The organism is Tsukamurella soli (assembly GCF_039541155.1).
Lineage (GTDB): Bacteria > Actinomycetota > Actinomycetes > Mycobacteriales > Mycobacteriaceae > Tsukamurella > Tsukamurella soli.
Window position 1 is genome coordinate 1 of sequence record NZ_BAABFR010000005.1, and the last position, 18,865, is coordinate 18,865.

Below are 18,865 nucleotides of genomic sequence, written 5' to 3' on the forward strand. Positions count from 1 at the left end.
CGTCGGCGCTCGCCGCGCCCGAGACGCCCCCGGCACCGTCGGCGCCCGCCCCCGCGGCGGTGGCCAAGGCGGCGGCGGAGATCGATGAGCTGCGACAGAGCAACCTGCACCTGGCGGCCGAGCTGGCGGATCTCAAGTCCGACTACCGGTCGATGACCGCGCGTAGCCGGCTGAGCCAGCTGGGCGTGACCGACCCGACCAGCTTCCGGATCGAGGGGCGGCTGTCCTACGGTGGCCGCGCCGGACGTCTGGTGACCCCGCACGGCGAGGTGGCGACCCCCGCGTTCATCCCCGTCTCCACCCGCGGCACCGTCCGCGCGGTGCTGCCGGAGTCGGTCCGCGACCTGGGCGCACAGGCCGTGCTGGCCAGCGCCTACCACCTGTACCTGCAGCCCGGCGCCGAGGTCGTCGAGGGTGCGGGCGGTCTGGGCCGGTTCATGAATTGGCCCGGCACCACGATCACGGAGTCCGGTTCGTTCGCGTTGGCCGGCGGTGACCCGGAGGCGCAGACCAACGGTGCCGGCAAGCGGACGCGGGTCGACGACGGTGGCGTGTCCTTCCGCAGCCACCTCGACGGCACCGAGCACCGGTTCACCCCGGAGTCCTCGATGCTGGTGCAGCACCGCCTGGGTGCGGACGTGATGTTCGCTCTGGACGCGCACGGCGGCGGCACCCTGGCCGAGCAGCAGTCCACGGTCGCCCGCAACCTGGCCTGGGCGCGGCGCGGTCTCGCCGAGCACAACTTCCTGACCGCGCAGCGCGGCGACCGCCAGTCGCTGTGGGCCGTGATCGGAGGCGGCGGGTACGAGCAGGTGCGGCGCTCGGCGGCGCGCGAGTTGCGCGGCCTGAGCGATGAGGACCGGATGTCCGGCGGTCTCGGGTTCGGCGGCTACGTACTGGCCGACGTCCCGACGGGTGTGGATTTCGGCGAGGTGGTCCGGTGGGTCACCGCCGAGCTCGACGAGGAGTCGCCGCGGCACCTGCTGGGCGCGTTCGAGCCCGCGGACCTGTTCGCCGCGGTCGAGGCGGGCATCGACACCATCGACTCCGCGGCCCCGTCGCGGGCGGCCAAGGCCGGCATCGTGTACACCGTGGACGGCACGTACTCGATCTCGGATCCCAAGTACCGCAGCGACTTCGGCCCTCTGGATCCGGAGACGATCAACTACGCGTCGCAGTACTCGCGGGCGTACATCCACCACCTGTTCGAGGCCAAGGAGGGGCTGGCGATCACGCTGTGCACCATCCACAACGAGCAGTTCCTGGTGTCGTTGCTGTCCCGGATCCGGCAGTCGATCGTGGACGGTGACTACGACCGGTTCAAGTTCGATTTCCTCAGCCGCTTCAGTGGCGGGACGACACCCGCGTTCGCGCCCGTCATCGACTGACGAGCGTAGCGAGAGCAGGCTCACACACCGACGCCCCCGGTCGACTCGACCGGGGGCGTCGGCTATCGTCTGACCCGATCCAGGCCGACCCTGATGTCTCGAACCGAGGAGAAAACCGTTGCGCCACAATAACGCAGCCCGATCCGCCGGGGTCGCTGTCGCGGCCGCGGCGACGTTCGCGCTGGCCGCGTGCGGGTCGGGCGCCACCGGATCATCAGGCGCGACCGCGACATCGTCCGCCGTCGCCCCGCCGGTACCGGCGGCCAAGGCGCTCACGGCGGCCGACCTGCCGTCGGACTGGAAACTCGCGGCGGTGCCCGGCAAGGCGTTCGTGCCCTCGGCGATCGGCGAGTTGGAGAGCTCGCGGGGGCTGACCTACGAGCCGGCCGCGTGCAAGGCGCCCGACATCGCGGGCCAGTCCGAGGTGGAGCAGACCGCCACGGCGAGCCAGCGCGTCGAGATCACGGTGTCGAACGCCGTCTATTCGGTAGCGCTGCTGCCCGGCGATGTGGACATCAGGACATTCGAGTCCGCCGCCACCGGACAGTGCGCCAAGGTCACCCTGAGCAACGGCACCGCGTCGGCGCAGCGCATCACCACGAAGCAGCCGCTTCCGTCGGGGATCGACGTGCCCGGCGGATTCGTCCTGGACGCGACCACAATCCCCGTCAGCGGCGGCGGTCAGCCGGCGCACGGTCTGGCCGCCTACCTCACCACCCACGGCACCACGGTGATCGTCTCGTCCGCCGTCGGCGCGAGCGGCACGGTCGACCGCGTGACGTTCGACGACGTGCTCGACCGCGTGGTGAAGAAGGTCTCCGGGTAGCCGCCCATCGAGTGCCCCGCCGCTCATCGAGTGCCCACAGGTCTATTGGTGGGCGTCGAACGACGACGCGCAGCCGCGTTGCGAGGAACGTGGTCGGGACGAGGGCCCCGGGACCGTCGACGAGAAGCGCACTCCCGGGCAGTAGTGGTCGGACTACCGGCGCTGGGTGCTCGCGGTGGCGTCGACGTGCCCGTCTGCCGTGCTCAGCCACATCCGTACTCCATCGCCGTCCAGCCGCGGGCGGTGCCCCGAGCAGCGGCCGATCCCGAGCGGCGGCATAGGTTCTTCGATGTGATCACGCGCGAGTTGGTCGCGGCGCGGCTGCTGGGGAGCAGGCCGCCCTACCCCATGCGATGACCTATGCCGCACGAACAGCCCTCTGCCCCACCGGCGCCCATGCGGAAGGGGGCACTCGGTGGGGCAGAGGGCGTTCGGTGGGCGTCAGTCGGTGAGCGCGTCGGCGCTCTCAGCGCGGGCGAAGCTGTTGGCGATCTCCTTCTCCGCCTCGGCCTTGCCGACCCAGTTGGAGCCCTTCACGAACTTGCCGGGCTCGAGGTCCTTGTAGTGCACGAAGAAGTGCTCGATGGCGTCGAGCTCGAACTTGTCGATGTCCGAGATGTCCTGGTAGCGGTCCCAGCGGGGGTCGCCGGCCGGCACCACGAGCACCTTGTCGTCGCCGCCCTTCTCGTCCTCCATCTTGAACATGCCGATGGCGCGGGCCTCCACGATCGAGCCCGGGATCACCGACTCGGGGAGCAGCACCATCGCGTCCAGGGGATCGCCGTCCTCGCCCAGGGTGTCCTCGATGTAGCCGTAGTCGGTGGGGTAGCCGAACGCCGTGTACAGGTAGCGGTCCAGTTTGAGGCGGCCGGTCTTGTGGTCGACCTCGTACTTGTTCCGCGAGCCCTTCGCGATCTCGACGGTGACCTCGAACTCCACGCTGTGTTCCCTTCGTGAGTGGTGCATCGACTCCGCCGGGCCTGCGACGACGCGCAGCCGACGACCGGTCTCCGAGGATACCGGTCGGGCGCCGGGGGCGGCACGGGGTCGCCGCGGCTACTGTGGTGGCGATCGAATCGCGTCCGGCCGATACCGCCCGGAGCCAGGAAACGACGGTGACCGTACGTGCCCGTCGGAGAGGAGGCCCGGTGGGGCGGCACGACGGCGCACGGGGGAGCCTCGAGCAGTCGAGGACCCGGCGCACGATGGTCCGGGTCCTGATCGCCATCGTGGTGCTCGCGCTGATCGTGGCGGGTGGCATCGCCGGCACCGTCGTCTACCAGGCGAAGCAGCGCGCCGACCGGCTGCGTGCGGAGGTCCCCGTGCAGCCCGCCGCAGTCGCGTACACGCCGCAGCTCGTGGGCGTCGACCCGGCCGTCTCCGCGCCGACGGCCGACGGCACGCGGGCGGCGATCGCTGCAGCGCTGCGCAACCCGGACCTCGGGCGGTTCACCGGCATCATCACCGACGCGGTCACCGGCGACGTGCTGTGGCAGCAGGACCCGGACCTGCCGCGGACGCCGGCGTCGACCACCAAGCTCCTCACGGCCGCTGCGGCACTGCTGACCCTTGGCGACGGGTCGAAGGTCACCACGACCGTGGTCGCGGGCGACGAGCCCGGCACCGTCGTCGTGGTGGGTGCGGGCGACCCGACGCTGACCTCCCTGCCGCCCGGAAAGGAGGGGCTGTCGCGCGGCGCGGCGCGGATCTCCACGCTCGCCGACCAGTTGCGCGCGTCGGGCACGAGCGTCCAGCGCATCCTCGTCGACACGTCGCTGTTCACCGGCCCGCAGATGGCGCAGGGCTGGGACCGCGCCGACATCGCGGGCGGTGACATCACCCCGATGCAGGCGTTCACCACCGACAGTGGACGACTCGACCCGACGGTGGACGAGTCGCCCCGCTCGCCGGAGCCCGCGCTCACCGCCGGCCGCGCCCTGGCCGCGGACCTCGGGCTGCCCGCGTCCGCGGTCGCGGACGGCACCGCGCCGGCCGGCGCCAAGGTGCTCGCATCGGTGCAGTCGGCGGCGCTGGGCCAGCGGCTGCTCGAGTCGATGACGCTGTCGGACAACGTGGTCATCGAGCAGATCGGTATGCAGGTGGCCGGGGCGGTGGGCAAGCCGCGCTCCATCGCGGGGTCTGCCGAAGCGGTGCTCTCGGTGCTGCAGGACAACGGCTTCGACGTGAGCGGCGTGACGCTGCGCGACGCGAACGGGTTGTCCACCGAGGACCGCATCCCTGCGGCGGTCCTCGACCGGATCGTCACGGCCGCCACGTCGGCGGACCACCCCAAGCTGCGGCCGCTGCTCGACTTCCTCCCCATCGCGGGTGCGACGGGGACGCTCAGCGATCGCTACACCACGGCCGACCGCGGCGGCGCGGGGTATGTTCGGGCCAAGACGGGCAGCCTGTCGGGCGTGAACACCCTCGCCGGCTTCGTCAACGACCGGGACGGCAGGGTGCTGACGTTTGCGCTGATGTCGTCGGGCACGTCCGACGGCGTCGCGCGTCCGGCGATCGACGCCATCGCCACCGCGCTGCGCGGCTGCGGCTGCCGCTGACATTCCGAGCAGGTAGGAGGCATCATGGCCGACACCGTCCGCGTGGGCGAGCGCATCGATTGGGGCCTGGCCGCGGCGACGGGGCGACGGCTCTCCCGCCCCGGGCCCGCCACGACCGGCTACACGCGTGACCGCGCGGCCGAGCAGCTGCTCGGCTTCGCCGTCTCCTCCGAGGACCACGTCCGCGACACCACCGGACTCACGGCGACCGCCGCGCAGCGGCCCGCGCGCGTCGTCGACCGCGCCGAGTGGATCACCGCCGCGGCCGAGTCGATGGGCACGCTGCTCGGTTCGCCCGCCGACGCCGCGCCCCGTCCGCACCGCGGTGGCCTGCTCGGCGTGGCAGCGGCCGTCGGGGCCGGGCTGGGGGAGAAGGTCGCGGGTGCGCAGGCGGGCGCCCTGCTGGCGTTCCTGTCCGGCGCGATCCTGGGGCAGTTCGACCCGTTCGCGGGCGGGGCCGCCGACGGTGTCCCGGCCGCCGATCCGGACGGCCGGGGCGAGCTACTCCTGGTGGCGCCCAACATCATCGGCGTCGAGCGGGCATTGGACCTGGTGCCGGACGACTTCCGCATGTGGGTGTGCCTGCACGAGGTGACCCACCGCGTGCAGTTCGGTGCCAACCCGTGGCTCGCGGGCTACATGACCGACAACGTCGCCCTGATCTCGGCGCAGGCGGGTGAGTCCACCGCCGAGATGCTCGAGCGGCTCGTCGGGTCGCTGCGCGGTGGCTCAGGGGCCGACAGTGGCGCGCAGCGCCAGCCCGGCGTGCTGGGCGTGCTGCAGCTGCTGCAGGGCCCCGAGCAGTTCGCCGCCGTCGAGAACCTGCTGATGCTCGGCACCCTGCTGGAGGGCCATGCCGACCACGTGATGGACGCCGTGGGACCGGCCGTGGTGCCTACCGTCGCGACGATCCGCGCTGCGTTCGACCGGCGCCGCAGCCGCCCGCAGAACCCGATCCAGCGGCTGCTGCGCGCCCTCCTCGGCCTCGACGCCAAGACTGCACAGTACGTGCGCGGCAAGCAGTTCGTGGACGCGGTCGTCGAGACCGTGGGTATGGAGCGGTTCAACGCGATCTGGACCTCGGCCGAGACCCTGCCGCGCACCGCCGAGATCGAGGACCCGGCGGCCTGGATCGCCCGCGTGTTGTGACGGGCGCGCTCCCGGCACCCGGGCCGGCGCTCGGCGCGGTGCGCCGCGCGGTGAGCGCGTGGCATCGGGCGCACGGGGAGCCGCCGCGGGTATGCGCCGGACTGTCCGGCGGCGCCGACTCCCTCGCCCTGGTCGCGGCTCTCGCACAGGCGCGTATCCGCACCTCGGCAATCGTGATCGACCATGCGCTGCAACCAGATTCGGCATCTGTTGCGCAGAGTGCGGTAGCGGCCGCCGCGCGTGTCGGGTGCCCGGACGCCCGGGTCGCCCGGGTCACCGTCGGCGCCCGCGGGGGGCTCGAGGCGGCTGCGCGCACGGCCCGGTACGCCGCGCTCGACTCGTGCCGCGACGGCGCGCCGGTGCTGCTCGCGCACACCCTCGACGACCAGGCGGAGACCGTGCTGCTGGGGCTCGGCCTCGGTTCGGGCGCCCGGTCGCTCGCGGGGATGCGCGAGTGGGCGCCCCCGTACGGTCGGCCGCTGCTGGGGGTGCGACGCGCGGTCACCGTCGCCGCCTGCACCGAGCTGGGGGAGCTGCCGTATCGCGACCCGCACAACGCCGACCCGCGGTTCACGCGCGTCCGCCTGCGCGCCGAGTCGCTGCCGCTGCTCGAGGAGATCCTGGGGGGCGGTGTGGCCGAGGCGCTCGCCCGCACCGCCGACGCCCTGCGCGCCGACGGGGACGCCCTCGACGCCCTCGCGGCGGCTGTGCTGGCCGGCCGACCCCGGGGCTCCGGCCTGCCCGTGACCGCGGTGAGCGGGCTGTCGCAGGCAGTGCGGGTGCGGGTGCTGCGGGCCTGGCTCGCGGCCGACGGTGCCCGTGCCCTCACCTCGGCGCACCTGCGCGCCGTCGACCGGCTGCTCACCGACTGGCACGGGCAGGGCCCCGTCGCCGTGCCGGCGGGGCCGGACGCAGCCGTCCCGGCGGGGCCGGACGCAGCCGTGCCGGCGGGGCCGGGTCCTGCCGCACCGCGGTTCGTGGTGGTGCGCGACAATGGCATCCTGAAGACCACGTGGGCGTGCGACGCCCGATGTGGACCAGTTGGTCGGCGGACGAAAGGTACGGACGGGTGACCGAAACGGGAATCTATGCGGGGGACATCGCGTCTGTCGTTCTCACCGAGGAGCAGATCCGCGCCCGCACGACCGAATTGGCCGGCCAGATCGCGGAGCGCTACCCGGTCCGCGAGGGCGAACCCGACCTGCTGCTCATCACCGTTCTCAAGGGTGCCGTGATGTTCGTGACCGACCTCGCCCGCGCGCTGCCCGTGCCCACGCAGCTGGAGTTCATGGCGGTGTCGAGCTACGGGTCATCGACGTCCAGCTCGGGTGTGGTGCGGATCCTCAAGGACCTCGACCGGGACATCGAGGGCCGCGACGTGCTGATCGTCGAGGACATCATCGACTCGGGGCTCACCCTGAGCTGGCTGATGCGCAACCTGGCGAGCCGCAATCCGCGGTCGCTCAACGTGGTCACCCTGCTGCGTAAGCCCGAGGCGGTGCGGGTCGACGTCGACGTCGCATGGATCGGTTTCGACATCCCCAGCGCTTTCGTCGTGGGCTACGGCCTCGATTACGCCGAGCGGTACCGGGACCTGCCGTACATCGGGGTCCTGGAGCCGCACGTCTACAGCGTCTGATGCGGGGCGAGACGGCGGTCGCGATCGCGGCGTCGGTCCGGGCGGGGGATCGCACCGCGGTCGAGGCGACGCGCGCCGCGCTGGATGCGATCGCGGCGACCGACTCCGACGTGGGCGCCTTCCGCGTAGTGCGGCGCGAGGCGGCGCTCGCCGAGGCGGCCGCGGTCGACTCGCGCACCGACCGCTACGCGCTCCCGCTGGCGGGGGTGCCCGTCGCGATCAAGGACAACGTCGACGTGGCGGGCGAACGCATCCTGGACGGTGTCTCCGGCGCCGCCGCGGCGGGGATCGCACCGTCGAGCGGCGATCATCCCGTCGTGCGGCGGCTGCGCGCCGCCGGCGCCGTGGTGGTGGGCCTGACGCGGGTGCCCGAGCTGTGCCTGTGGGGCACGACCGACGACTCGGACGTGATCACCCGGAGCCCGGCTCGGCCGGGTCGGACCGCGGGCGGCAGCTCCGGCGGCTCGGGCGCGGCGGTCTCGGCGGGGCATGTGCCCCTCGCCCACGGGAACGACGGCATGGGCTCGTTGCGCGTGCCGGGGGCCGCGTGCTCCCTGGTCGCGATCAAGCCCGGGACGGGTGTCGTGCCCGCGCAGCTGGGCGCCAACAACTGGTTCACCATGGCCGAGAACGGGCCCATGGCCGCCACGGTCGCCGACGCCGCGCTCGGTCTCGCCGTGATGGCCGACCGCCCCGAGCTCGCGGACCTGGGGGACGCGGCCGGTCTGCGCATCGGCCTGGGCCTGAACCGGCCGACCCCGGCGACGTTCGCGCGCCCCGGCGTGCTCGCCGCCGCCCGCGCGGCGGCGGCGCAGCTCTCCGCGCACGGCCTATCGGTCGCGGACTTCCGGGTGCCGTATCCGGCGGACCCGTCCGTCGTACTGGCGCGGTGGTTCGCCGTCGCCGCGGTCGACGCCGACGATCTCGCCGCCCGCGGCGAGGACCTGCGCGCGTTGCAGCCACGCACCCGGCGGCACGTGGCGATCGGCCGAGTCGCCCTCCGGCGGGGCTGGGTGCGCCCGGCCGACGCCGCCGCGCTGCGGTCCCGCGTGGAGCGGGCCTTCGCCGACGCGCGGATCGACATCCTCGTCACGCCCACTCTGACATCGGAACCCATCGCCGCCCGCCGCTACAGCGCACGCTCCTGGGTCGCCAACGTCGTGCCCAACGTCGCGTACGCGCCGTACCCGAGCATGTGGAACGTGCTGGGCTGGCCTGCGATGACGGTGCCCTTCCGCGGTGTCGGCGTGCAGCTGGTGGCGCGCCCGGGCGGCGAGGCCGACCTGCTCGCCGTCGGTGCCCTGCTCGAGCGCACCGCGAGGAGCTGACGCGGCGGTAACATCAGTCCGGAGGTGTCGGACAGGGGGCGACGATGGGCATGCCAGGGGTGGGCGGGCCGCAGGGGTACGGCTCGGGCGGGTACGGACCGGGGGTGCCGGGATCGGGCGGGCCGGGCACCGGCGGGCCCGGTTCTGGTGGCCGACGCGGCTGGCTGGCGCTGCTGATCGGTAGCGGCGTGGTGCTGGTGGTGGCGGTCGTCGCGATCGTCGCGGTGTTGGTGTCGGGCTCCGGCGGATCCGGTCCGGGTCCGTCGCCCAGCGCGTCGGCGTCGGCGGACGCCTCCGCGTCGGCGTCACCGTCGGCCGCGCCGCCGCTGCTGCCCGCGGCGGCGATGATCACCCCGGATCAGGTGAAAACGATCACGCAGATCACATTCCCCGCGCCGGACACGAGTGCGGCCGTGACCGAGGATCCCGGTCCCACCGATGTGGTCGGCTCCGACGACTGCCTCACGACGTACGCGCCGACCCGTGCGGCGGTCTGGGGCACGACCCTCTCGCGCACCATGGCCTACTACCGCGACGGCACGGCCACCGACTTCTCGAACCTGATCAGCGTGGGCGTCGGCTCGTTCGGCGCCGATGCCGACGCCCAGTCCACGTTCGACAAGGTCAAGGCTGCTGTGATGGCCTGCTCGTCGTACCAGGAGAAGACCAGCGACACCTTCACCGCGCAGTGGTCGGTGGACGCCGGTAAGACGGCTACCGCCACCGACCTCACGTGGCGCGTGACGCAGAACAACGGCGCCACGGGCTGGCACTGCGTGGCCGACTACCGGGTGTTCCGCAACGTGAACATCATCGCGAAACAGTGCAGCTCCGGCAGCGTGATACCGGCCCGGCTCGTGGACCAGATGATCACGAACGCGGGCGGATAGCGCGGGGTACGACGCGGCGGTAACAGTGTCGGGTGCTTCAAATCGGCCATCTCTTCATGCAGACTCGACGGGTGCTGACGGGTTATGCGGAGAAATGGCGGTGCGAGCCGGGCGAGTGGATGGCGTGGACGGCGAGCGAGGCCACCCGCGCCGCGATGATGCGCGCCGAACCCTGCGGCATCGTCCCGTCGTACGTGCAGCAGGACCATCTCCGCAGCTCCCGGGTCGACGGTCGCCCGGTCGCGCGGCTCGGGGTCACCAAGTTCACCGTGTTCGAGCGGTTCGACGAGGCCGTCATGCACCGGGTGTTCACCGACTTCCTGCGCGCGCACACGTCGTTCCACACGTGGTTCGACCGGGGCGCCGACGGTGACTGGATCGGCCGCACGTTGCCTGCGGACCGGCTCGAGCTGACGGTGGCGGCGCGCGGCGGCAGTGGGGACGACATCCCCGGCGACGGCGGGCACGGCACCCTCAAGGACTTCGTCTTCACCCACACGCGCACCCCCGCCGAGTGGTCGTCGTTCACCTTCGGGGTCGGCGACCTGCAGCACGCGACCGGAGCGGATCCGTGGTTCACCATCGCGCTGGCGTCCGACCATCTCTACACCGACGGCGTCTCGCAGGCGATCACCTTCATCGAGCTGCTCTCCCGGTACAGCGCGGCGATCGCGGGGGTGCCGTACGTCGAGATCCCCGGCCGGCCGTATGCGGCCTACGCGGCGGAGCAGCGCCGCCGGGTGGGGCGCTTGCGCTGCAGCGACGAGGTGGTGCAGCGCTGGCGCGCGGCGATCGTGCGGTCGGGTGGCACGACACCGTCGTTCCCGCTGTCGCTGGGTCTCGCGCCCGGCGAGTCGGCGCCCGGTTTCATGGCTGCGGACACCGAGTTCATCGGGCCCGACGTGGCGGAGCGGTTCGCCTGCGTGGTGCGCAGCGCGGGCGGGGGCATGAACGCCGGGCTGCTCGCGGTGATGGCGGAGCTGCACCGGCGGTTCACCGGATCCGAGACCTTCGCGATGACGCTGCCGCGCAACGACCGACCGGATCCGCTCGACAGGTTCGCTGTCGGTTGGTATGTCACGTTGGTGCCCGTGCACTTCGAGTGCCCCGCCGGGACCGCGTTCGCCGATGTGGTGCGTGTCGCGCAGGACGCGCTCGTCGAGGCCCGCGAGCTCGACGGCGTGCCGATCTACCCCATGATCGACCTGCTGCGCGACGACCCGGCGTTCGGCGTCGAGCACGGCTTCGCCGCGCCCATGCTGTCGTACCTGGACCTCACCCGGCTGCCCGGCGGGGAGCTCGCGGCGAAGCACGACTTCTCGGTGTTCGGCAACTCGAGCCCGGCCCGGGAGGTGTTCTTCTGGCTCAACCGCCACGACGGAGGCCTGGACTACAACGCTATGCACCCCGACACCCCCGAGGCCCACGCCGCGATCGCCCGGTACGTCGAGGAGTTCCGCGCAGTGGTCACCTCGCTCGCCGAGACCGGGGGAGCCGAGCCGGGTGGCCTGGCCGCGGCCGGGGCCCTCGCCGCGGTGGGGCGCGGGCGTAGGTCGGCGGGCAGGGCCCCGGCAGCCTGACGGTGGCTCCCGCGGGCCGCGTCCGGCACCGTCGGGCCCGGGCCCGACGTTCGCCCTGAGCGAGCGAACGCGGCACCGGCCGCCAGGCGGGGTAGCCTGGGGAATCGACCCCGCGCAGATCGACGCGCGCGCTCCGCTTGGAAGGACCGACGAGCCGCTAGGCCGAACGCTATGAAACGCAAGACTCTGATCCGCAATCTGGCCGTCGTCGCCGGGTTCGTACTGCTGGTGTGGGCGTTCACGATGCTCAGCAGCGGCGGCAATCGCGATTACAAGGCCGTGTCCACGTCTGTCGCGCTCGCGCAGCTGAAGACCGACAACGTCAAAGACGTCCAGATCGATGACAAGGAGCAGACGCTCCGGATCACGCTGGACAAAGCGGTCGACGGTACCGACGGCGCGACCAAGGTGTTCACGAAGTACCCCTCGGGGACCGTGCGGGACATCTTCGCCGATGTGCAGGCGGCGAAGGGCGCCACCTACACGACCAACGTGTCGCAGGACTCGTCGCTCTGGCAGAGCCTGTTGCTGATGTTCCTGCCGGTGATCCTGTTGGTGGGCCTGTTCTTCTTCCTGATGAACCGGATGCAGGGCGGCGGCCGCGGCGGCGTCATGGGCTTCGGCAAGTCGAAGGCCAAGCAGCTGAGCAAGGACATGCCCAAGACGACGTTCGCTGATGTGGCGGGTGCGGACGAGGCCGTCGAGGAACTCTACGAGATCAAGGACTTCCTGCAGAACCCGGCGCGATACCAGGCGCTCGGCGCGAAGATCCCCCGGGGCGTACTGCTGTACGGCCCGCCGGGTACCGGCAAGACGCTGCTCGCGCGCGCCGTGGCCGGCGAGGCCGGGGTGCCGTTCTTCACGATATCCGGCTCGGACTTCGTCGAGATGTTCGTGGGTGTCGGTGCGTCCCGCGTCCGCGATCTGTTCGAGCAGGCCAAGGAGAACAGTCCCTGCATCATCTTCGTCGACGAGATCGACGCGGTCGGGCGCCAGCGCGGCGCGGGCCTCGGCGGCGGGCACGACGAGCGGGAGCAGACCCTCAACCAGCTGCTGGTCGAGATGGACGGCTTCGGCGACCGGCAGGGCGTGATCCTGATCGCGGCCACCAACCGGCCCGACATCCTCGACCCGGCGCTGCTGCGCCCCGGCCGGTTCGACCGGCAGATCCCCGTGTCCAACCCGGACATGGCGGGCCGCAAGGCGATCCTGCAGGTGCACGCCAAGGGCAAGCCGCTGGCGGACGACGTCGACCTGGACGGGCTCGCCAAGCGCACGCCCGGCATGTCAGGCGCCGACCTGGCCAACGTCATCAACGAGTCCGCGCTGCTCACGGCGCGCGAGAACGGCACCCTGATCACCGGGGCGACGATGGAGGAGGCGGTCGACCGGGTGGTCGGCGGCCCGCGCCGCAAGAGCCGGATCATCAGCGAGCACGAGAAGAAGGTCACGGCGTACCACGAGGGTGGGCACACGCTCGCCGCATGGGCGTCGCGCGACCTCGACCCGGTCTACAAGGTGACGATCCTGGCGCGCGGCCGCACCGGCGGCCACGCACTGGCGGTGCCGGAGAACGACAAGGGCATGTACACCCGCGCCGAGATGATCGCGCGCCTGGTGTTCTCGATGGGCGGCCGCGCGGCCGAGGAGCTGGTCTTCGCGGAGCCCACGACGGGCGCGTCCAGCGACATCGACCAGGCCACCAAGATCGCCCGCGCGATGGTCACCGAGTACGGCATGAGCGCCCGCCTGGGTGCCGTGAAGTACGGGCAGGACGAGGGCGACCCGTTCCTGGGCCGCGGTATGGGCGGCGGTCCGCAGTACTCGCAGGACGTCGCGAAGGACATCGACGAGGAGGTGCGCAGTCTGATCGAGGCCGCGCACACCGAGGCGTGGGCGATCCTCAACGAGTACCGCGACGTGCTCGACGTGCTGGCCACCGAGCTGCTGGAGAAGGAGACGCTGGTCCGCAAGGACCTCGAGCGGATCTTCGCCAGCGTCGAGAAGCGGCCGCGGATCACGCAGTTCGACGTGTTCGGCGAGCGGATCCCCTCGAACAAGCCGCCGATCAAGACGCCCAAGGAGATCGCCCTCGAGAAGGGCGAGCCCTGGCCGCCAGTCGACGAGGAGGCCGAACGCGCCAAGGCGCTCACCGCGGCCGTGGGGCAGCCGGCGATGGGCCCGGGTGCACCCGGCCACGGCTGGGAGGGCCGGTACCCCGCGGGCCAGACCCCGACGAGTCCGAACGGCGGGCAGTACCCGGGGGCGCAGTACCCGGGCACCCAGTACCCGGGCAACGGGCAGCAGCCCGGCGGCCAGTATCCGGCGAGTGGCCAGTATCCGGGGGCCCAGTACCCCCAGGGGCAGTACCCGAGGCCCCAGGGGCAGCACCCCGGTCACCAGTACCCGGGACCGCAGTACCCGAACGGCCAGTACCCCAACGGTCAGGCTCCGTCGGGTCAGGGGCCGAGCAGCCAGTATCCGAACGGCCAGGGCGGCAACGGTAGTCGCCCCGACTACGGCGCCCCCGCCGGCTGGTCGGCTCCCGGATGGCCGCCTGCGGGCGGGCCCGTCGACGGTGACAACGGCCGGCCCGCTGCGGGCGAGCGCCCGAGCAGCGAGGACTGAACGATGACCACGGCGCAGACGGGCGCGGCGATCTCTCCTTTCGACCACGACCGTGCGGTGTCCGCCGTGCGCGAGTTGTTGCTCGCCGTCGGTGAGGACCCGAGTCGCTCGGGCCTCGTGGAGACGCCGGAGCGCGTCGCACGGTCGTTCGCGGAGATGTTCGCGGGTCTGCACACGGATCCCGACGCCGTCCTCGACACGACGTTCGAGGAGAACCACGACGAGCTGGTCCTGGTCAAGGACATCCCCATGTACTCGACGTGCGAGCACCACCTGGTGGCGTTCCACGGGGTGGCGCACGTCGGCTACATTCCGGGCCCGGCGGGCCGGGTAACAGGTTTGAGCAAGCTCGCGCGGCTGGTGGACCTGTACGCCAAGCGACCGCAGGTCCAGGAGCGCCTCACGTCCCAGATCGCGGACGCTGTGCTGCGCAAGCTGGACCCGCGCGGCGTCATCGTCGTCATCGAGGCCGAGCACCTGTGCATGGCGATGCGCGGCATCCGCAAGCCCGGAGCCACCACCACCACATCGGCGGTGCGCGGGCTGTTCAAGAGCAGCGCGTCGTCGCGGGCAGAGGCGCTCGACCTCATTCTGCGCCGGTGACGGTCCGGGTCGCCCCACGGAGCGTGCCGGCCGATCGGGAGGCGACGCTGGTCATGGGTGTCGTGAACGTGACCGCCGACTCGTTCTCCGACGGAGGACGGTATCTCGACGTGGACGCTGCGGTCGCGCACGGGCTCGAACTGGTGGCCGAGGGGGCCGCCATCGTCGACGTGGGCGGCGAGTCGACGCGCCCGGGCGCGCACCGCGTGCCCGCGTAGGTCGAGCGCGACCACGCGGTCCCGGTGATCGGCGCGCTGGCGGCCGCGGGTGTGACGGTGTCGGTGGACACCATGCGCGCATCGGTGGCCACCGCGGCGCTCGCCGCGGGCGCGGCGATCGTCAACGACGTCTCCGGCGGCCGCGCCGATCCCGACATGGCCCGTGTGGTCGCCGACTCCAGCGTCCCGTGGGTGCTGATGCACTGGCGCTCGTCGCTGGATCTGCGGCACGACTTCGCCGAGTACGACGACGTCGTGACCAGCGTGCGTGACGAACTGCTGCAGCAGGTCGAGCTCGCCGTCGCCGCGGGCGTGCCCGCCGAGCGGGTGATCCTCGATCCGGGCCTGGGTTTCGCGAAGCGCGCGGACCACAACTGGGCGCTGCTGCGCTCACTCGACGCGTTCACCGGGACGGGACTGCGGGTGCTGGTCGGAGCGTCGCGCAAGCGGTTCCTCGGTGAGTTGCTCGGCGGTCGCCCGCCCGCCGGTCGTGAGGTGGCGACGGCGGCCGTGTCGGCCCTGTGCGCCGCGGCAGGCGTCTGGGGCGTCCGCGTGCACGACGTGCGGGCGTCCGTCGACGCCGTCGCGGTTGCCGCCGCCTGGCAGCAGGGCGGAGCCGCGCTCCGCACCCAGCCGCCCGTGCCGGCGGGAGCCGACGGTGGCTGACCGCATCGAACTGCGCGGCCTCGCGGTCCGCGGCAACCACGGCGTGTTCGACCACGAGCGGCGCGATGGGCAGGACTTCCTGGTCGACCTCGTGCTGTGGGTCGACTCGCGCCGCGCCGCCGAGACCGACGACCTGGCCGACACCGTCGACTACGGGGCGCTGGCGCAGCGTGCACACGACATCGTGGCCGGCCCGCCGCGGAACCTGATCGAGACCGTCGCCGCAGAGATCGCCGACGTCGTCGCGGCCGACCCGCGCGTGCACGCGGTCGAGGTCACGATCCACAAGCCGTCGGCGCCGATTCCGCTGACCTTCGCCGACGTGGCCGTGGTCGCGCGACGCTCGCGCCGGGGCGGGTCGCAGCCGGCCGGGGGCACAGGGGTCGACTCATGACCCGCGCGGTGCTGTCGATCGGCGCGAACATCGGCGACGCCGCAGCCACCGTCGAGCGTGCGATCGCTGCGCTGGGGCCGGCGCTGGCCGCGCGATCGCCGCTGTACACCACCCCGCCGTGGGGCGGCGTCGAGCAGGACGACTTCGTGAACGCCACCGTGGTCGCCGACGATCCTGCCCGCGACGCTGCGGCGTGGCTCGCCTTCGCGCGCGAGCGGGAGGCCGAGGCCGAGCGTGTCCGTACCGTGCGCTGGGGCCCACGCACCCTCGACGTGGACGTCGTCGCGGTGTGGGACGGCGCGGACCCGGTCCTGGACTCCGATCGCGAGCTGACTCTGCCGCACCCGCGCGCCCACGAGCGCGCGTTCGTCCTGGTCCCGTGGCTGGCCGCCGACCCGGACGCAGTGCTGCCCGGCTGCGGCCGCGTCGTGGACCTGGTGCGGGCCCTGCCCGCCGCCGACGTCGCGGGGGTGACCCGACGGTGACCGAGCGTGGACCCCGGTTCCCCGGCGTACCCGCGGACGGCGGCGCGCCCGAACCTCGGCGCGGCCTCAAGCCGACCGGATGGCGTGAGCTGGTGGCGATCGCCCTCGCCGTGGGCGTGGCGGTGTGGATCGTGGTGCGGTCGCACTACGGCTCGCTGCCGTCCGTGCCGCTGCTGGCGGGGGGGTCGCTGTACGTGCTCGCAGCGATCGAGACGCCGGTGGCGTTCGTGGTGCGCTCGCGCGTCGCCGGCGGGCGCGTCGGCATCGGCGCCGGCCGGATGCACCCGATCACCGTGGCGCGGGCTGTGGCGTTGGCCAAGGCGTCGGCGCTGCTCGGCGCGTTCGCGGTCGGCGTGTTCGGCGGCCTGCTGGTGTTCCTGCTGTCGGAGCGGTCCACGCTGACCGCCGCCCAACACGACATGCCGGGCGCGGCGCTCGGCCTGGTCGGCGCGCTGCTGCTGGTGGCGGCGGCGCTGTGGTTGGAGCGGTGTTGTCGTACGCCTGACGATCCCGATGAGCAGCCCACGGACGCCTCCCCGGCGTGATCGCTGCCTGGCCCGGCGCGCAGGTGAGCTCCCGATGAGCAGCCCACGGACGCCTCCCCGGCGTGATCGCTGCCTGGCCGGCGCAAGGGCGGGTGACACTCCGTTCAACCTGTTTGAAACGGGTGGGGCGGTTGTCTACGAAAGCGACATTTGCGCGGGGTGCGACGGTAAGGGGTTGTAGAACGGTATGGTCACGTCATGACTTCTCCTGTCCGGCGGCGGCCGAACCGGCGATCGAGGGGTGGCGTGGGTCAGCTGATGCTCGCCGCGATCATCGTGCTCGCTGTGATCGGGACCGTGCTCTCGGTGTTCGTGGACAGCGAGCCGTGGGGTGCGATCTCACTGATCCTGCTGATCTGGGGCCTGGTGATCGCGGCCTTCCTCATCGCGCGATACCTGCGGGACCTGCGGGCTGCGGACGCGAAGGAACGCGACCTCAAGCTGGTGTACGACCTGCAGCTGGAGCGGGAGATCACCGCCCGTCGCGAGTACGAGCTCACTCTGGAGCGTGATCTGCGCGCGGACCTGCGGGCGGAGGCGAACGCCGAGCTGGACTCGCTCAAGTCCGAGGTGCTGGCGTTGCGCGCGAACCTCGAAGAGCTGCTCGGGCGCGACCTGGGCCCGTCGTATGCGGAGCTGTACGCGACGGCGCAGCGGCGGGCGCTCGCCGAGGCGGCCGCCTCGTCCGGGGTGTTCGAGGACGACGACCGGGTGCGCGCGCAGCAGGACTTCGAGTCGATGCATCGGGCGCACGTCGCGAGCGGCGAGAACCTCGCCGCCGGCGGTGACGACTTCGACAGCTACTACGGTTCCGACGGGGGTGCGGGCGGTGACGTGACCGAGTTCGCGGACGACTTCCATGACGACGACGCCGCCGACGAGCCGATCGATGCGGAGCATGCGCTGATCGGGCACGACGGTGGCCCCGGCGACGAGAGCCCGACCACGGTCTTCCAGGCCGTCGTCGACGAGCCGGTGCAGCGGGCGCAGGCGCCGTCCCGCGACGAGACGCGCATCATGGAGACGGTCGTCGAGACCGAGTCGGTGGAGCAGGAGGAGGCCGGGGGACGGCCGAGCTCCGGTCGGCGGTTCGGCTTCGGCTTCGGGCGCAGCCGCCAGGCGGCGCCGGAGCCCGAGCCCGTGGACATCGAGCCCGTGGAGGACTTCGTGCCGCCGCCCGCGCAGCGGGGATTCGCGGCCGAGCGGGGGTACCAGGGACGGCAGGCTCAGCAGGGTTACCCGCCGCAGCGCTCCCAGGGACAGCAGGGTCAGCCCGCGCAGCAGCCGTGGCAGGGGCAGCCGGGTTACTCCGCCGGGCCGGGCTATCCCGCGCAGCCGGGCTGGGACCAGCCCCCCGCCGAGCAGGTCTGGCAGCAGGCCCCCACGCAGGGTCGGTGGGCGCACCCCGATCAGCGTTATCCGGCCGCCGCGGCGTACCCGACCGGTCCCGCCCAGCAATACGCCCCGGACGAGTCCGTGGCGGAGCAGGTGCCCGCGGAGGAACCCGCGCGGCAGGACGGCGGCCACGAGGGCTGGGAGAACGCCCTCGAATGGGGCCGCGCCGGCGGCCGGTCGAGCGGCGCCGAGCAGGATCGGACGGAGCCGGATCAGGCCGCCGAGCCCGCGGCCGAGGGCCACGACCCGGTGAACGGCCAGCACTCGTCGGGCAGCACCGTGGCCGAGCTGATCGCGCGCATGAACGCCGGCACCGAGCGCACCGCGGGCCGCCGCCGCCACGGCGACGACGTGTAGCGCGAGAGCACGGAGTCGTTCGGCCGCGATACGCCATCAGCTGATCCACTCGGTGGGCGCGGTGTCCCCGGAACGGCCGGTCACACCCATCGATCACATCAACCTGCGACGTGACTGCCGGTCGACGTGCCGGCCTGCCTGCGGGCGGCGTCGATGACCTCTGTCACATCGCGTTGCGGCCCGTGGTGAGCCGGGCCTAGCCTTCTCGTGTAC

16 protein-coding genes and 1 pseudogene are annotated in these 18,865 nt (G+C 72.5%); 16 read left to right on the forward strand and 1 reads right to left on the reverse strand.

The features are described 5' to 3' along the window. Together ABD908_RS02450 and ABD908_RS02455 are read left to right on the forward strand one after the other, a co-directional pair. A partial coding sequence (locus ABD908_RS02450; RefSeq protein ID WP_344990384.1) for a tRNA guanosine(34) transglycosylase Tgt occupies positions 1-1,388 on the forward strand: 1,388 nt, incomplete at its 5' end. 118 nt (positions 1,389-1,506) lie between these two features. After that, on the forward strand, positions 1,507-2,214 hold the full coding sequence (locus ABD908_RS02455) for a hypothetical protein (RefSeq protein ID WP_344990388.1): 708 nt from the start codon (positions 1,507-1,509) through the stop codon (positions 2,212-2,214). 441 nt (positions 2,215-2,655) lie between these two features. Here the strand turns inward: ABD908_RS02455 and ABD908_RS02460 are convergent, their stop codons facing one another. Beyond that, a complete protein-coding gene (locus tag ABD908_RS02460) occupies positions 2,656-3,153 on the reverse strand; it encodes an inorganic diphosphatase (RefSeq protein WP_344990391.1) in 498 nt (165 codons plus the stop codon). Between the two features lie 266 nt (positions 3,154-3,419). Between ABD908_RS02460 and dacB the strand changes: the two genes are divergently transcribed. The 14 genes and pseudogenes from dacB (at position 3,420) to ABD908_RS02530 (ending at position 18,652) form a co-directional block, all read left to right on the forward strand. Then, the gene (dacB, locus tag ABD908_RS02465; RefSeq protein WP_385924513.1) at positions 3,420-4,775 is read left to right on the forward strand and encodes a D-alanyl-D-alanine carboxypeptidase/D-alanyl-D-alanine endopeptidase; all 1,356 of its coding nucleotides are present in this window, start codon (positions 3,420-3,422) and stop codon (positions 4,773-4,775) included. 24 nt (positions 4,776-4,799) lie between these two features. Next, positions 4,800-5,924 (forward strand): zinc-dependent metalloprotease, encoded by a 1,125-nt coding sequence (locus tag ABD908_RS02470; RefSeq protein ID WP_344990396.1) that lies wholly within the window; start codon positions 4,800-4,802, stop codon positions 5,922-5,924. Further along, positions 5,921-6,997, forward strand: a complete 1,077-nt coding sequence (tilS, locus tag ABD908_RS02475) for a tRNA lysidine(34) synthetase TilS (RefSeq protein WP_344990399.1) — start codon at positions 5,921-5,923, stop codon at positions 6,995-6,997. The genes ABD908_RS02470 and tilS overlap by 4 nt, the downstream gene beginning before the upstream one ends. Next, a complete protein-coding gene (gene hpt, locus ABD908_RS02480; protein ID WP_344990614.1) occupies positions 6,955-7,563 on the forward strand; it encodes a hypoxanthine phosphoribosyltransferase in 609 nt (202 codons plus the stop codon). Before tilS ends, hpt begins: the two co-directional genes overlap by 43 nt. Next, the gene (locus ABD908_RS02485; protein WP_344990402.1) at positions 7,563-8,891 is read left to right on the forward strand and encodes an amidase; all 1,329 of its coding nucleotides are present in this window, start codon (positions 7,563-7,565) and stop codon (positions 8,889-8,891) included. Before hpt ends, ABD908_RS02485 begins: the two co-directional genes overlap by 1 nt. Positions 8,892-8,935: 44 nt before the next feature. After that, a complete protein-coding gene (locus tag ABD908_RS02490; protein ID WP_344990405.1) occupies positions 8,936-9,781 on the forward strand; it encodes a sensor domain-containing protein in 846 nt (281 codons plus the stop codon). A gap of 56 nt (positions 9,782-9,837) precedes the next feature. Beyond that, positions 9,838-11,361: a condensation domain-containing protein gene (locus ABD908_RS02495; RefSeq protein WP_344990407.1), complete on the forward strand. Its 1,524-nt coding sequence runs from the start codon at positions 9,838-9,840 to the stop codon at positions 11,359-11,361. Positions 11,362-11,532: 171 nt separating this feature from the next. Next, positions 11,533-13,989 (forward strand): ATP-dependent zinc metalloprotease FtsH, encoded by a 2,457-nt coding sequence (gene ftsH / locus ABD908_RS02500; protein ID WP_344990410.1) that lies wholly within the window; start codon positions 11,533-11,535, stop codon positions 13,987-13,989. Positions 13,990-13,992: 3 nt separating this feature from the next. Further along, positions 13,993-14,592, forward strand: a complete 600-nt coding sequence (gene folE / locus ABD908_RS02505) for a GTP cyclohydrolase I FolE (protein ID WP_344990413.1) — start codon at positions 13,993-13,995, stop codon at positions 14,590-14,592. A gap of 53 nt (positions 14,593-14,645) precedes the next feature. Next, a pseudogene (folP, locus tag ABD908_RS02510) lies at positions 14,646-15,476 on the forward strand (dihydropteroate synthase). Continuing rightward, positions 15,469-15,870, forward strand: coding sequence for a dihydroneopterin aldolase (gene folB, locus ABD908_RS02515; RefSeq protein ID WP_344990415.1), 402 nt, complete (start codon positions 15,469-15,471; stop codon positions 15,868-15,870). Before folP ends, folB begins: the two are co-directional and overlap by 8 nt. Then, positions 15,867-16,355 (forward strand): 2-amino-4-hydroxy-6-hydroxymethyldihydropteridine diphosphokinase, encoded by a 489-nt coding sequence (folK, locus tag ABD908_RS02520; RefSeq protein WP_344990418.1) that lies wholly within the window; start codon positions 15,867-15,869, stop codon positions 16,353-16,355. The genes folB and folK overlap by 4 nt, the downstream gene beginning before the upstream one ends. Then, complete coding sequence (locus ABD908_RS02525) at positions 16,352-16,900, forward strand: DUF3180 domain-containing protein (protein WP_425584331.1); 549 nt, start codon at positions 16,352-16,354, stop codon at positions 16,898-16,900. The genes folK and ABD908_RS02525 overlap by 4 nt, the downstream gene beginning before the upstream one ends. Positions 16,901-17,098: 198 nt before the next feature. Continuing rightward, positions 17,099-18,652, forward strand: coding sequence for a DUF6779 domain-containing protein (locus tag ABD908_RS02530; RefSeq protein WP_344990420.1), 1,554 nt, complete (start codon positions 17,099-17,101; stop codon positions 18,650-18,652). The last annotated feature ends 213 nt before the right edge of the window (positions 18,653-18,865 follow it).